Here is a 15,459-nt window from a genome sequence, read left to right as displayed (position 1 = left end):
ATCAGCGGCTGTTGTTAACGAAGTTGCGGGGCGCGCCGATAAACCAATCAGTGCCATCCAGAGCCACTGTAAAGCCGAGGAGAACAATGACCTTCCTGACCGGAGCCCGACGTTTGAGCCGAAAGGCCATCGTCGTCCTGACCGCATTTGCCACCGCCCTAGCACTCATGGTGTTTGTCAATGCTGGTGAGGCCAAAGCCCAACTCCGCGGTGACGCGACGGGTACCTGCGACTGGGACGGCGTTGGCTGGGGCGTCCAGCGCTGTGACGTGTGGTCTGCTGCCACGGGCCGCAACATCCCCGTCCAGATCAAGCCGGCCGCACGCGGCGGCAACGCAGCTCTGTACCTCCTGGATGGCCTGCGCGCCACCGAGCACGCCAACGCCTGGACCGTGGACGTCAACGCCCCGGCCGTGTACGAAGGCACCAACATCACCCTCGTCATGCCGATCGGCGGCGCCGGCTCCTTCTACGCTGACTGGGAGGGTCCCGCTACCTACGACCTGAACAACCCGGTCACCTACCAGTGGGAGACCTTCCTGACCTCGGAGCTTCCCGCTTACCTGGCCAACAACTTCGGCGTTGCCCCGAACAACAACTCCATCGCTGGCCTGTCCATGGGTGGCACCGCCGCGCTGAACCTCGCTGCCAAGCACCCCGGCCAGTTCCGCCAGGCTCTGTCCTTCTCGGGCTACCTCACCCCGACCCTGCCGGGCATGCAGACCATGCTCCGCGTCGCCCTGCTGGATGCTGGTGGCTTCAACCTCAACGCCATGTACGGCAGCATCGTCAGCCCCCGTCGATTCGAGAACGATCCGTTCTTGAACATGAACGGCCTGGCTAACTCGGACGTCTACATCTCCGCCGCCACCGGTATCCCCGGCCCGGAGGACGCTAACTTCCCGGCCAACCTCAAGCTGTCCGGCGCCCCGCTGGAGATGCTGGCTCGCGTCACCACCCGCCTGTGGGAGGGTAAAGCCCGCGCTGCTGGCCTGAACGTCACCACTGATTACCCGATCACCGGCATCCACAACTGGACCCAGTTCGGTTCTCAGCTGGAGAAGTCCCGCAACCGCGTCCTCGACGTCATGAACGCCTGGTAATCACCACGCCTTCTTTTCACTCGCAGCCCCGCTCAACCTGACCAAGGTTGGGCGGGGCTGTTTGCTATTTCCATGACCTTCCGGTGTGTCTCGCCCCCAAAAGTCTCAAGTTCAACTTAAACTTGACCGTGACCTACGGAGACGGTTGTCTACCTGGCCCACACCAGGCAGTCGATCCCTCCGCTCGGGCGACACAACGACATATACTCCCGGCGGCCGTTCGCACACCGGGGTTGACCGATACGCAAGGCTTGCACCAAGCACGATCCCGAGGGCGGGGAACCCCCGGGGTGGCGCTGCAGGCCCTCAGATCGGCGACCCGCCAAACGGCCACCGGGGGACCATCCGTACCACGACACGAGAACAAGGACCACAACTCCATGCGCGACACCGCATCCCGTTCCCCACAGCGCGTTGGCCGCTTCCGCCACGCCTGCTTGGCAGCTGCCGTCATTCCCACCACCGTCGCCCTCGGCCTGAGCCTTGCTCCGGTCGCGAACGCGCAGAGCTCCGGCTCCAGCCTGTCGGATCAGATCCGTCCCTCGGATCCGCCCGCGCGCACGCCGATCAGCACTGAGTACCCGAGCATCGATAACCTACCGGCCGGTGTGTCGGTCAACCGCGTCGAGTGGCTCAGCGATCGCCGCCTCGCCATCTTCATCGACTCCGCCGCCATGCCGGGTGAGCCGATCCAGGTGCAGATGCTCCTGGCTCGTGACTGGCACTCCAGCCCGAACCGTGACTTCCCGGAGGTGTGGGCCCTTGACGGCCTGCGCGCCCGCGAAGACGAAAGCGGCTGGACCATCGAGACCAACATCGAGCAGTTCTACGCTGACAAGAACGTCAACGTCATCCTGCCCGTCGGTGGCGAGTCCTCCTTCTACTCGGATTGGCAGCAGCCCAACAACGGCAAGAACTACCAGTGGGAGACGTTCCTCACCAAGGAGCTCGTCCCGATCCTGGACAACGGCTTCCGCTCCACCAAGCAGCGCGCCGTCTTTGGTCTGTCCATGGGTGGTACCGCCGCGATGAACCTCGCCCAGCGCCACCCGTACCTGTTCTCCTTCGTTGGTTCCTTCTCCGGCTACCTGGACACCACCTCCTCCGGGATGCAGGCCGCGATCACCGCTGCCCAGCGCGATGCCGGTGGCTACGATTCCCAGGCCATGTGGGGACCCTACGGTGACCAGGACTGGATTGATCACAACCCGCGCTTCGGCATCAGCGCCCTCAAAGACATGACCGTCTACGTCTCCTCCGGCTCCGGCACCGATGACTTCGGTCAGGCCGGCTCCGTGGCTACCAGCCCGGCAGCGGCGGCCGGTATCGGCCTGGAGATCCTGTCCAACATGACCACGCACACCTTCGTCAACGAGGCGCGGGCGGTCGGCATCGAGCCGATCTCGCACTTCCGCCCCTCAGGCGTGCACGCCTGGCCGTACTGGCAGTTCGAGATGACGCAGGCGTGGCCGCACATCGCCAACTCGCTCAAGCTGTCCGAGGAAGATCGAGGTGCCAAGTGCACCGTCGGTGGCGCCATCGCCGTGGCCGTGGAGCAGACCAAGCACATTGGCTCCTGCGTCAACGACGAGTATGAAGCGGGTAAGGACAACGAGGGGCGTCGTCAAGATTTCCGTTCGGGCACCGCCTACTGGTCCCCGAGCACTGATGCGCACGCGCTGTTCGGTGCCATCAACGCCCGCTACAACGCCCTCGGGGGACCGTCCGGATGGCTCGGCTTCCCGATCTCGGGTGAGGCCGCGACCCGTGACGGCGTTGGCCGCTACGTCCACTTCCAGAACGGCTCGATCTACTGGAGCCCGTCCACCGGAGCTCAGGAGATCCCGCGCGACATCTTCGACGAGTGGGCCACCACCGGCTACGAAAACGGTGACTTGGGCTTCCCCACGGCACCCGCCAAGGAAGTCAACGGCGGCTTTGTCCAGCAGTTCCAGAAGGGCTACGTCGTCCGCACCAAGGACAACAAGAACTACTGGCTGACCGGGATCATTGGCGCCAAGTACGCAGAGCTGGACACCGCCAACTCCGTTCTGGGCCACGCGAAGTCCAACGAGATCAAGGTCAACGGCGGTGTCTTCCAGGAGTTCGAGCACGGCAACATCTACTGGTCGCCCTCCACCGGCGCGAAGCTCATCAAGTACGGCGCGATCTTCGATGCCTGGGGTGCCAAGGGCTGGGAGAAGGGCGAATTCGGTTGGCCCACCGCTGACCAGGCCGGAATCCCGGCCGGTGGTGAGGTCGTGGAGTTCCAGCACGGCAAGATTAGCCAGATCAACGGCGCCATCAAAGAGGAGCGCAACTAATGAGCGCCCGCGTGAGGACCCGATTCGGGCTGGCCATCACCGCGCTCGCCACCGCCGGCGTGCTCGCCGCCTGTGGCGGCGCGACGGTGGACGAGGACTCCACGACGGCCACCTCGGTGGCCCCGCTGGAGCGCGCACCGCAGTCGACGACGGCGTCGGAAAGCTCTTCTGCCACTGCCCGCCCGACCCCTACTGAGGCGCAACCTCAAGACCAGGGCGCCCGGGAAGTTGAGGAGGTGCCGGAGCAGTCTGTGCCGCGCACCAAGGAAGACCTCGACTACCTGGAGGATCTGGGTGGTTCCGGCATCGACGTCAAGGGCGTGGAGAGCCAGATGATTGGCACCGCGGTCACCGTCTGCCGACCGGAGGATTCCGGCATCGATGCGGTCACCGTTCCGGCGGTGGCGGGCCAGCTCGTGGAGCAGGGACGCAGCGACAAGTCGCCGGAAGAGATTGCGACGCTGATTGAGAACGCGGCGCGGAAGGCGTATTGCTAGAGCGATGAGAAAGACACTCACCATCCTGGCGGTCATCGTCCTCGTTGTGGTGATTGGCGCGGGCGCACTGAGATTCATGCGCACGACCGATCAGATCCCGACTCCACCGCTCGGGCAACAGCCAACCGAGGATGTGCAGCAGCCAGAATGGTGTCCTGCCGTGGAGTTCATCTCCGCGCCGGGCACCTGGGAATCCGCCCCCGGCGATGACCCGGTGAACCCGACTGCGAACCCCTGGAGCTTCATGCTCTCGATTACGCAGCCGCTGCAGGAGCGCTATGCCCCCGACAACGTCAAGGTGTGGACGCTGCCGTACACCGCGCAGTTCCGCAACATCAACGCCCAAAACGAGATGAGCTACGACGATTCTCGGCAGGAGGGCCTGGCAAAGCTGGAAGAAGAGCTCGTGCTCACGCACAGCGAGTGCCCGCTCACCGACTTCATCATGGTTGGTTTCTCCCAGGGCGCGGTGATTGTCGGCGATGTGGCCAACAAGATCGGCAAGGACAACGGCGTTGTGCCCGCCGAGCGGATCAGGGGTGTCGCCCTGATCGCCGACGGACGCCGGGAACCTGGTGTGGGCCAGTTCCCCGGCACCTATGTCGATGGCGTCGGAGCCGAAGTGGCTCTCGCCCCGCTCAACCTGCTTGTCCAGCCGATCGTGCCGGGCGCGACGATGCGCGGTCCGCGTGACGGTGGCTACGGCTCCCTGCAGGATCGCACCTTCGACATCTGCGCCCCGAACGACAGCATTTGCGACGCCCCGCTCAACGTCGGCAATGCGCTCGACCGCGCCCTGGCGCTCGTGGCTGCCAATGGCATCCACGCCCAATACGCCACAAACCCCGACGTTATCCCCGGCACGACCGTCAACGCATGGGTGGTCGACTGGGCGATTGGGCTTATCGACGGCCGCTAGGCGCCCCAGCGCGCATGTAACGAAAGTGTCACGGCGGGGGAATAATAAGAGGTATCCCGCCTCTGATACGTTGTGATGTAAAAGCATTTTTCGTATGCCACATACGTACTGAAGTGTCCCAACCAGGGGGCCAACCTTAAGGAGAAGCATGGACCTGAAAGCGGCGATGAGCCAGTTCTTCAACGAGAAGGGTGAGATCGTTCTAGCACCGCAGCTCACGCTCGCGGGCCTGGCCGAGCTGACGTACCAAGCCGATCTCCAGTACGGCGGCGGCGAGCGTCAATGCCTCCGCTTCTGGGATTTCTCCGAATCCCGTGAGGGCACCCCGGTGGACTACAACCGCACCGAGATCAACACCCGCATCAAGGCCGTCGCCGCACGCCTGCAGCAAGTGGGCAAGATCGGTGACCGCGTTGCCATCCTGGCCAACAACTCCCCGGAGTACATTTTCGGCTTCATCGGCGCCCTTTACGCTGGCATGGTCCCGGTGCCGTTGTACGACCCGAACGAGCCGGGCCATGCGGATCACCTCAAGGCTGTCTTCGCGGATTCGGAGCCGGCTTTCGTCTTGACCAACTCCACCTCTGCCGCGGCCGTGCGCGAACACTTCTCTGAGCTGCCCTCCCGCGAGCGTCCCCGCATCCTCGCGGTGGACACTCTGCCGGATAGCCTCGCCCCGTCGTACGTCAACCCGATGATGACGTTGCAGGGACAGCAGCTCATGGCATCGGCCACGACCATGCCGGTGGATCAGATGGCGTTCTTGCAGTACACCTCCGGATCCACTCGTACTCCGGCTGGCGTGCAGTTGACCAACCGCTCCATCCTCACGAATGTGCTGCAGATTTTCACGGCGATTGGTCTGCGTACCCCGCTGCGTCTGGTGTCGTGGCTGCCGCTGCACCACGACATGGGAATCATTTTGGCCACCTTCGTCACCATTTTGGGCCTACCGAACGAGCTCATGACCCCGCGTGACTTCATTCAGCAGCCCAAGCGGTGGGTAGACCAGCTCAACCGCCGCGAAGGCGAGGACAATGTCTCTATCTACACCGTCGTGCCGAACTTTGCCCTCGAACTGGCTGCCCGCTACGGCAAGCCAAAGGAGGGTGAATCCTATGATTTCTCGGCCGTCGACGGCCTGATTGTTGGCTCCGAACCAGTGACGGAAAAGGCGATCGAGACCTTCTTGGAGACTTTCGGCGATTACCAGCTCGATCGCCATGCTCTGCGGCCCTCTTATGGTCTGGCGGAAGCCTCGTTGCTGGTGGCCACCCCGCAGACCGAGGAGCGTCCGCTCGTCTCGCACTTCGACCGTGACAAGCTGGCCGAGGGCATCATCGAGTTCGTTGACCGTGACTCCGACAAGGCCGCCGCATTCACCTCGAATGGTCAGGTCGTTCGCCCCCAGACCCTGACGATCGTCGATCCGGCCACCCGCGCCGAGCTGCCCGACGGCAGGGTCGGTGAGATGTGGGCTATTGGTGAGAACATGGCCGCCGGCTACCTCGGTCGGGAAGAAGAAACCGTTGCTACCTTCCGCAACACGCTGGGGGAGCGCCTGGCTGAAGGCTCTCGCGCTGATGGCCGTCCGGATGAAGGATGGATGGCTACCGGCGACTTGGGTGCCTTCGTCAATGGGCACCTGTACATCACCGGCCGCCTCAAGGACCTCATTGTCATCGCGGGCCGTAACCACTACCCGCAGGACATCGAGTACACGGTCATGGCCGCGTCCGACCATGTCCGCCCGGATTCCCTCGCTGCCTTCTCCATTGAAGGCGATGATGTGGAAAAGCTCATCCTCGTCATTGAGCGTGACGAGAAGGCTGATGCCGCTAACGATGCCGCTGCCGTGGAGACCATCCGCGCCGCAGTGACCAACGCCCACGGCGTCACCCCGGCGGATATCCGCTTCGTCGGCCCGAACGAGATCAACCGTTCCTCCTCCGGCAAGATTGCTCGCCGCGTCGTGCAGAAGGCCTACCTGGCCGGTTAATATTCAGTCGTTGCTCTCAGCCTGGACGTTGGTAACGTTGCGGGCAGGAGCAACGATTTAGTTCTTTATAAGCATGCCCTTGAGTAAACGCTTAAGGGTCTGCACTGTTTCTTTACTGCTTAAATCCCCTGCTGGAAAAGGATAAACACCGAATGAGTGTGAGCCAGACTCCCACGACTGTCGAGCACATGACCGTCGAACAGCTCCGTGAATGGCTGCGGAAATGGGTCTCGTCCACTTCAGGTGTCGCCCTCGAGGAGATCTCTGACGCGAAGCCGATGGAAAACTTCGGCCTGTCCTCCCGCGATGCCGTGGTCCTCTCCGGTGAATTGGAGAACCTCCTCGGCGTCCAGTTGGATGCCACCATCGCCTACGAATACCCGACGATTGATGCGCTGGCGCAGCGACTCGTCGATGGGGAGCCCGCTACCCGTGAGCGCACCCGGCCGGTGACTCGCCATGGCGGTTCCGGGGAATCGACCCCGGGTACCCACGACATCGCGATCGTCGGTATGGCCGGTCGTTTCCCCGGCGCCCCGAACCTCCCCGCGTACTGGGACATGCTGGTTGAGGGCCGCGACGGCACCGGTGAGCTGCCGATCGGCCGCTGGGCCGAATACGTGGCAGACGATGTCATGTCGCAGAAGATGGCCGAGCAGAACCTCGTCGGCGGCTACCTCAATGACCTCTCCTCCTTCGATGCGGAGTTCTTTGGGCTCTCCCCGCTGGAAGCGGCGAACATGGATCCGCAGCAGCGCATCATGCTCGAAGTGACGTGGGAGGCGCTGGAGAATGCGCACATCGCTCCGAATGAGCTGCGCGGAACCCCGGTCGGTGTTTTTGTTGGTTCCTCGAACAACGATTACGGCATGCTCATCTCCTCGGACCCCGCGGAGGCGCACCCCTACGCGTTGACGGGAACCGCGAGCTCCATCATCCCGAACCGGATTTCCTACGCCTTTGATTTCCGTGGGCCGTCCGTGTCGGTGGATACGGCGTGTTCTTCCTCCATCGTGGCGGTGCACCAGGCGGTCCGCGCGCTCCGCGAAGGCGACGCCGATGTCGCTGTCGCCGGTGGCGTGAACATCCTGGCCTCGCCGTTCGTCTCCACGGCTTTTGGTGAGCTCGGCGTTATCAGCCCCTCGGGTCACATCCATGCCTTCTCCGATGAGGCTGATGGCTTCGTCCGTGCGGACGGCGCGGGCGTGGTCATTCTCAAGCGGGTCGATGATGCTTTGGCCGACGGTGATGAGATTCTCGCTGTTATTAAGGGCTCGGCAGTCAACTCTGATGGCCATTCCAACGGTCTCACCGCCCCGAACCCGGACGCGCAGATCGATGTCCTTTACCGAGCCTACGATGATGCCCGGGTTGATCCGCGCGAGGTCGACTACGTGGAGGCACACGGCACCGGAACCATCCTCGGCGACCCGATTGAGGCCACGGCCTTGGGTGAGGTGCTGGGCCAGGGCCGCGAGGCATCCCGCCCGACGTTGCTCGGTTCCGTGAAGTCGAATATTGGTCACTCCGAGTCGGCCGCCGGTGCCGCAGGTCTGATCAAGGTCGTGCAGGCCATGAACAACGGCGTCATCCCGCCGTCGCCGCACTTTGAGGCACCCAACCGGTACATCGATTTCGATGCCGAACACCTTGAGGTCGTGGAGGATCCGCGCGAGTGGCCCGAGTACTCCGGGCGCAAGGTCGCCGGTGTTTCCGGCTTCGGCTTCGGTGGCACCAACGGCCACCTCGTCGTGTCCTCCTTCGACCCGGCTGACTACGAGCACAAGCCGCAGGAGCGCGACGCACAGCTCATCGATCCGGACCGCCCCAACGCAGTGGCGTTGCCGGTGTCCGGCTTGCTGCCATCGCGGCGTCGGCAAGCAGCCGCCGACTTGGCGGATTTCCTCCAAGAGCGTGACGACGCCGCACTCATCCCGCTGGCGCGTTCCCTCGCCCACCGCAACCACGGGCGCTCCCGCGCCGTGGTCATGGCCACCGACATCACCGAGGCCGTCAAGCGCCTGCGCCAGGTCGCGGACGGCAAGGTGTCCGTTGGGATCTCCGCCGCCGACGCTCCCGCGGCCCTCGGCCCGGTGTTCGTCTACTCCGGTTTCGGCTCCCAGCACCGCAAGATGGCCAAGGAATTGATCGGGGTCTCGCCGATGTTCCTCGCTCGCCTGGAGGAATTGGATCGCTTCGTCGATCACGAGCTCGGCTGGTCCGTCCTCGACATCATCCGCGATGACGAGCAGACCTACGACACCGAGACCGCGCAGGTCGCCATCACCGCGATCCAGATTGCGCTGACCGATTTCCTGGCCACGTTCGGCGCCAAGCCGGCCGCCGTCATGGGCATGTCCATGGGTGAGATCGCCGCGGCCTATGCTGCCGGTGGCTTGAGCGACCACGACGCCATGCAGATTGCCTGCCACCGCGCCCGCCTCATGGGCGAGGGGGAGAAGTCCTTGCCCGAGGATCAGCTCGGAGCGATGGCCGTGGTCGAGATGTCCGCCGACCAGCTCACCGAGCTCAACGAGCAGGACACCTTCGCCAACATCGAACCGGCCGTGTACGCCGGCCCTGGGATGACGACGGTGGGCGGGCCGCGCGCGCAGGTGACCGAGCTCGTCGACAAGCTGGAGGGCGAGGGACTGTTCGCCCGGCTCCTCAACGTCAAGGGCGCGGGCCACACCAGCGCCGTCGAGCCGCTGCTCGGCGAGCTTGGCTTCGAGACCGCAGGTATCACCCCGCAGCCGCTGCACACCCCGCTGTTTAGCTCCGTCGATCGTGGCGTCATCCACGAGCCGGGCACGGTTGTCCACGACACCGACTATTGGCTGCGCATGACCCGCCAGCCGGTGTACTTCCAGGACGCCACCGCCGCCGCCTTCGCGCAGGGCCACACGACGTTGGTGGAGATTTCCCCCAACCCCGTCGCCATCATGGGCATGATGAACACCGCCTTCAGCGTGGGCATGCCCGATGCGCAGTTGCTGTACGTGCTCAAGCGCAAGATCGATTCGGCGATCTCCATCCGCGATCTGCTGGCCAAGCTCTACGTCAATGGCGCGCCGATCGATTTCTCCGTGGCCTACGGCGATGGGGAGATGCTTCCCGCCCCGAACATCACCTGGAAGCACCAGCACTACTGGACCAACGCCCGCCCCTCCAGCAACCGTTCCGCGGATCTGCCGGGCGCGCGCGTCAACCTGCCCAACGGTGCGGTCGCGTTCTCCACGAACGCCGATCAGGTGCCGTCCTCGCTCGCTCTCCTCGAGCGCGCTGCCGAGCAGGTCCAGCCCGAGGCCCAGCTCATCGCCGCCGAAGAGCACGCGATGCTGCCCGCCAAGGGGGAGATCACCACGCTGGTCAACCGCACGATTGGCGGTCTGTCCCTCGAGGTCCACTACATCGCGCCCTCCGGCGTGACCTCACTGGTTGCGGAAGGTTTCGCCACCACGCTGCAGCTCGGCGCCCCCGCGTCTGCACCGGGCGTCCAGGCACCGCGGGAAACATCGCTTATCGACGACCCCGCCACCGACGAACTCACCATCGAAGAGGTCCGTTGGGACCCGGCGTCCGGCGAAACCGTCGAGGAGCGCCTGCGCTCCATCGTCTCCGAGTCGATGGGCTACGACGTCGATGATCTCCCGCGCGAGCTGCCGCTCATCGACCTGGGCTTGGATTCGCTCATGGGCATGCGCATCAAAAATCGCGTGGAGAATGACTTCCAGATCCCGCCCCTGCAGCTGCAGGCGCTTCGCGACGCCTCCGTGGCCGACGTCGTCCGCATCGTCAAGGAAGCCGTCGACGGCAAGTCCGTCGGTACCCCGCTCATCGAGCCGGTCGTCTCCGCCGATGACGTCGCGGAAGCCTCCCAAGGAGTTGGCGTCGCTCCCCGCGATGCCTCCGAGCGCATGGTGTTTGGTGTGTGGGCCGGTCTCACCGGCAAAGCACCGGCTGGCGTGACGAGTGTGCTTCCGGTGATCGACGCGGACGTCGCCAAGCAGATTGCCGAGCGGCTGAGCGAGCGTTCCGGCCTGGACATCTCCGCTACGCAGGTAGCGGAGGCCACGACCCTGGAACCGCTGGCCAACCTCGTGCGCGAGGGCCTAGAAACCGAGGTCGAAGGCAACATCCGAGTCCTGCGGCCCCGCGCGGAAGGCTCCACCGCCCCGAGCGTGTTCATGTTCCACCCGGCCGGCGGATCCTCGATCGTGTACCAACCACTCATGCGCCGCCTGCCCGAAGCCATCCCGGTCTACGGCGTCGAGCGCCTGGAGGGCACGCTCGAAGAGCGAGCCGCCGCCTACATCGACGAGATCCGCACCTACTCCGATGGCCGACCCATCGTCCTCGGCGGCTGGTCCTTCGGCGGCGCACTCGCCTACGAGGTCGCCTACCAGCTCAAAGACACCGACATCGACGTCGCGTTCATCGCCCTGCTGGACACCACTCAGCCCTCCGAGCCCATCCCCGACACCATCGAGGAAACCAAGGCACGCTGGGGCCGCTACAGCGACTTCGCCAAGCGAACCTACGGCCTCGACTTCCCCGTTCCCTACGACATGCTGGAAACCGCCGGCGAAGAAGTGATGCTCACCATGCTTGAGCAGTTCCTCGCCACGACGGATGCCTCCGAACACGGCCTCGCCGCCGGAGTCCTGGAACACCAGCGCGCCTCCTTCGTGGACAACCGCATCCTGGACAAACTCGACTTCGAACGCTGGGCCGGACTCGGCATTCCCGTCCTGCTGTTCCGCTCCGAGCGGATGCACGACGGCGCGATCGAACTCGAGCCTCGCTACGCCACGATTGACCCCGACGGCGGTTGGTCCGCTATCGTAGATCAACTGGATATTGTTCAGCTCTCCGGCGACCACCTCGCGGTCCCTGACGAACCCGCCATCGGCGTGGTCGGCGCGCACATGGCCAAGCGCATCGAGGGTCTGGACAGCTAACGAACGATAAAGCGAGTGGTGATCAGTGACTGAGAACTCCACGGCGACTAAGCTCGCCGACCTTCGCGCCCGGCTCGACAAAGCCCAAGACCCGGGCAGCGAACGTGCCCGGGAAAAGCGCGATGCCGCGGGTCGAACGACCCCACGGCAACGCATCAACGCGCTCCTCGACGAAGGCAGCTTCGTTGAGGTCGGCGCCCTAGCCAAAACACCCGGCGACCCCGACGCGATCTACTCCGACGGTGTCGTCACCGGCTACGGCATGATCGACGGCCGCCCCGTCGCCATCTACGCCCACGACAAAACTGTCTACGGCGGCTCCGTCGGCGTGGCCTTCGGCCGCAAGGTTGTCGAAGTCATGGACATGGCCATCAAGATCGGCTGCCCGGTCATCGGCATCCAAGACTCCGGCGGCGCCCGCATCCAAGACGCCGTGACCTCGTTGGCGATGTACTCCGAAATCTCCCGCCGCCAGATGCCCCTATCGGGCCGCAGCCCACAGATCTCCATCATGCTGGGTAAGTCCGCCGGCGGCGCCGTCTACGCGCCTGTCACTACCGACTTCGTCATCGCCGTCGACGGCGAAACCGAAATGTACGTCACCGGCCCCGCCGTCATCCGCGAAGTCACCGGCGAGGACATCACCTCAGCCGAACTCGGTGGCGCCCGCCAGCAGGAACTCAACGGAAACATTTCCGCGGTTGTCGATAGTGAAGACGAGGCCTTCGACTTCGTCCGCGACCTCCTCGACCACCTGCCGACCTCGTGCTTCGATGCCGCCCCGGTCTTCGCGGCCCCCACCGACGACGACGTTGCCCAAGCGCCCGAGCTCGACCTGTTCATGCCCGACGATTCCAACGCCGGCTACGACATGCTCGACCTCCTCGGACACCTCGGCGACGACGATAACCTGGTGGAGATCCAGGCCAACTACGCCCCCAACCTCATCACCGCTTTCGGGCGTATCGACGGCCGCGCGGTCGGCTTCATCGCCAACAATCCCATGCACTTCGCCGGGTGCATCGACGCCGACGCCGCCGACAAGGGTGCCCGCTTCGTCCGCATCTGCGACGCGTACAACATTCCGTTGGTCTTCGTTGTGGACACTCCCGGCTACCTGCCCGGCGTGGAGCAGGAAAAGGCCGGGCTCATTCACCGCGGAGCCAAGCTCGCCTTCGCCCTCGTCGAATCGACCGTGCCGAAGGTTACCCTCATCGTCCGCAAGGCCTACGGCGGTGCCTATGCCGTCATGGGGTCTAAAAACCTCTCCGGTGACATCAACCTCGCGTGGCCGACCGCGCAGATCGCTGTCATGGGTTCCGCCGCCGCCGTCGTCATGATCCAAGGCAAACAGCTCGCCGCCGCTCCTCCCGAGCAGCGCGACTACTTGAAGAAGGTCTTCATGGACTTCTACGACGAGAACATGACCAGCCCTTATGTCGCCGCCGAGCGTGGTTACATTGACGCGATGATTCAGCCGTCCGAAACGCGCCTGGCCCTGCGCCGAGCTCTGCGGCAGCTGTCCACCAAGGACGAACACGACCTGCCGAAGAAGCACAACATCATGCCCATGTAACCCGTTGTGTAACGAACTGATAACCTCCGCACGATGTAGTTCATGTACAAGCCTCAAATAGTCTCTAGGAGTTAAAACCTATGTTCAGCAGCATTCTTGATCTGTCCGGTGACATCCTCAACTACATCTACATGATCATCAACCAGATCATGGGCGCCAAGTAACAGCTCTTGGAGTGAGGTAAAGCCGCCACACACCCCCGCGGTCGGGGAGTGGCGGCTTTAGTGATTCGAGAGGCCAGCTAGAACGGTGGTGGTTCTGGTTCTGGCGGGGGCGGTGGTGGTCCTTCCCGCTCGAGCTCTTCGCGTTTTTGGGCTTGGGACTGCGACCTGATCCTCGCCCTACGTTTGGCTATCCGCTGGGACACGGTCTGCATCCACCGGCGCTGACTGGCAGCTAGCGGGCCGTCTCCTTCTGACTCGGTCCACGTGCCATCAGCAAACAGGAAATACTTCCGCCTCGTGATGGGGTCCATGACGTAGAAGACCCGACGATCCGTTTTCATCGCATGATGCCTGACACACAATGCTGCGAGGTTGGCTGCTGTCGTGGGCCCACCATCAGCGTGATTAATCCGGTGATCCATCTGTGCTTTATGGGCTGGGCCATCACACCCACCCATCGCACAGGTCCCATCCAAACCAACCACGAGGGAGCGGATATCAGCGGGGGTGGCATACGCCGAGGAGACTTTCGTCCCGATCGCATCCATATCAACCTGACTGTCCGCTTGGTTCAGGAGGTGTTGGGTTTTAGAGCGGGGCAGGAATCCTAGTCCGCTGACCCACGCAGGAGCGTTCGGGATGTCACAGGCTTGGTAGAGATTGATCGTGACGGTGGTAGTGCCGTCTCCTTTGATCAGTGCTACTAGTGCTTGGGCCTGACTGACCCCGTGGGTGGTGGCGTAGTTGCGGACTCGTTGGTCAATCTCGTGGGCGGTGAGGTCATCAACATCAGCTCTGATCATTCCTCTACCGTCGGTGAAAGAGATGGAGAGGCTATCGGCCGGGGCTGGGGCAGGATCGTCGGCGGAGATGGACTCATCGAGCATGATGATGATCGCGTTGAGGCGTTTTTTGATGGCCCCTACGGTGGGGAGGGCTTGGTTGGTGCGGGTGGGGGTGAGGAATTCTGCGAGTTCGGTGTCGATGAGGTCGAGGTGTTTGTCGATGGTGGTGTCTGCTTTGCATAAGACACTGTCGATGGCTTTTAGGCGGAGGAGATCGAGGTGGTAGTAGTGTTCCTGGATCTCCTTGAGGGCGGGCAGTTCCTGCAATCGTTGGTGGGCGCTGATCGCGGACATGAGGTAGCCATCGCCGCGGCCTAATGACCGGCGCAGTCGAGCAAGGACGAGGTCGATGTCGTCGTTGCTATCGGGGAGGATGGATTGCCAGAGGTGGTGGTCGTCTCGTCGTAGTTGTGTTCCCTGGCGGGCGATGGGGTCGTGGGGTGAGCTGACGGTGTAGTAGTACTTCAGGCGGTCTAAGTAGCGTTGGAGTGCTGCTTCTATGGGTGAGTGGTAGGTGTCGGTGGTGGTGGTCACGGGTGCTCACCCCCCTTGTGGTGTCGCTTGCGTGTTCTAACACCAATGTTAGAACAGACCAGCGAACCCCGCAAGAGGGAGAGCCGACTTTCTTCAGCTAACGGCTCACGTAAGTAGCGCGAACTGGAGCTATTGTCTAGCGCGCATGCCCGGAAGAAGGCGAACAGCTATCCGCCAACCGAGAAGGAGCAGGCCGGACATCACGGTGGCGACGATGATGAAGGACCAGTGCGGCATCTCGCCGTGGCGCAGAGCCCAGATACCCAGGCCGGCGACGGCAGTGGAGAGCCACACGATGATCCCGCCCGGGACGACCGGGAAAGCGGGCTTCTTTAACCCGAGGCATATCGCGTGACCAGCTATTCCGCCGAGGAGGAAAGGCCAGAAGGTCCCCAGCACGGTGAGAACGGTGAAGGGGGCATCTGGGGTGTTGTGGGCTAGGCGGGCGAAAATTGCAAACGCGAGGATGGCGACGGCGTCTGCGATGAGGACACGAGAGGGGGACACAAGGTTCTCCAGTTATATGGTTAAGGGGAG

9 protein-coding genes are annotated in these 15,459 nt (G+C 63.6%); 7 read left to right on the top strand and 2 right to left on the bottom strand.

Annotation, left to right across the window (positions count from 1 at the left end; translation table 11 throughout):
* The first annotated feature begins 86 nt into the window (after window positions 1–86).
* The 7 genes from CTEST_RS12230 to CTEST_RS12200 all read left to right on the top strand — a co-directional run bounded on the left by CTEST_RS12230 (window position 87) and on the right by CTEST_RS12200 (window position 13,379).
* Window positions 87–1,103, top strand: a complete 1,017-nt coding sequence (locus CTEST_RS12230; RefSeq protein ID WP_047253971.1) for an alpha/beta hydrolase — start codon at window positions 87–89, stop codon at window positions 1,101–1,103.
* A gap of 380 nt (window positions 1,104–1,483) precedes the next feature.
* Window positions 1,484–3,427 (top strand): alpha/beta hydrolase-fold protein, encoded by a 1,944-nt coding sequence (locus CTEST_RS12225; RefSeq protein ID WP_047253970.1) that lies wholly within the window; start codon window positions 1,484–1,486, stop codon window positions 3,425–3,427.
* On the top strand, window positions 3,427–3,924 hold the full coding sequence (locus tag CTEST_RS12220; protein ID WP_047253969.1) for a hypothetical protein: 498 nt from the start codon (window positions 3,427–3,429) through the stop codon (window positions 3,922–3,924). The genes CTEST_RS12225 and CTEST_RS12220 overlap by 1 nt, the downstream gene beginning before the upstream one ends.
* 4 nt (window positions 3,925–3,928) lie before the next feature.
* Entirely contained in the window at window positions 3,929–4,843 is a 915-nt protein-coding gene (locus tag CTEST_RS12215; RefSeq protein WP_047253968.1) for a cutinase family protein, read from the top strand.
* Window positions 4,844–4,991: 148 nt separating this feature from the next.
* Entirely contained in the window at window positions 4,992–6,842 is a 1,851-nt protein-coding gene (locus CTEST_RS12210) for a FadD32-like long-chain-fatty-acid--AMP ligase (protein WP_047253967.1), read from the top strand.
* A 152-nt stretch (window positions 6,843–6,994) separates the two neighbouring features.
* Window positions 6,995–11,803, top strand: a complete 4,809-nt coding sequence (gene pks13, locus CTEST_RS12205; protein WP_047253966.1) for a polyketide synthase Pks13 — start codon at window positions 6,995–6,997, stop codon at window positions 11,801–11,803.
* Between the two features lie 25 nt (window positions 11,804–11,828).
* Window positions 11,829–13,379: an acyl-CoA carboxylase subunit beta gene (locus CTEST_RS12200; RefSeq protein ID WP_047253965.1), complete on the top strand. Its 1,551-nt coding sequence runs from the start codon at window positions 11,829–11,831 to the stop codon at window positions 13,377–13,379.
* A 241-nt stretch (window positions 13,380–13,620) separates the two neighbouring features.
* On the opposite strand, the gene CTEST_RS12195 is transcribed toward CTEST_RS12200, so the two are convergent.
* A complete protein-coding gene (locus CTEST_RS12195; RefSeq protein ID WP_052844399.1) occupies window positions 13,621–14,922 on the bottom strand; it encodes an HNH endonuclease signature motif containing protein in 1,302 nt (433 codons plus the stop codon).
* A 129-nt stretch (window positions 14,923–15,051) separates the two neighbouring features.
* Window positions 15,052–15,429, bottom strand: a complete 378-nt coding sequence (locus CTEST_RS12190; RefSeq protein ID WP_047253964.1) for a DUF3054 domain-containing protein — start codon at window positions 15,427–15,429, stop codon at window positions 15,052–15,054.
* Between the last annotated feature and the right edge of the window lie 30 nt (window positions 15,430–15,459).

Origin of the sequence: Corynebacterium testudinoris (assembly GCF_001021045.1) — a bacterium.
GTDB lineage: Bacteria > Actinomycetota > Actinomycetes > Mycobacteriales > Mycobacteriaceae > Corynebacterium > Corynebacterium testudinoris.
The sequence above is the reverse complement of the archived record's forward strand: the minus strand, read 5'-3'. Positions and strand labels throughout refer to the sequence as shown.

Coding starts and splice junctions, on each gene's coding strand:
- CTEST_RS12230 (WP_047253971.1), top strand. CDS start 87: ATGACCTTCCTGACCGGAGCCCGACGTTTGAGCCGAAAGGCCATCGTC.
- CTEST_RS12225 (WP_047253970.1), top strand. CDS start 1,484: ATGCGCGACACCGCATCCCGTTCCCCACAGCGCGTTGGCCGCTTCCGC.
- CTEST_RS12220 (WP_047253969.1), top strand. CDS start 3,427: ATGAGCGCCCGCGTGAGGACCCGATTCGGGCTGGCCATCACCGCGCTC.
- CTEST_RS12215 (WP_047253968.1), top strand. CDS start 3,929: ATGAGAAAGACACTCACCATCCTGGCGGTCATCGTCCTCGTTGTGGTG.
- CTEST_RS12210 (WP_047253967.1), top strand. CDS start 4,992: ATGGACCTGAAAGCGGCGATGAGCCAGTTCTTCAACGAGAAGGGTGAG.
- pks13 (WP_047253966.1), top strand. CDS start 6,995: ATGAGTGTGAGCCAGACTCCCACGACTGTCGAGCACATGACCGTCGAA.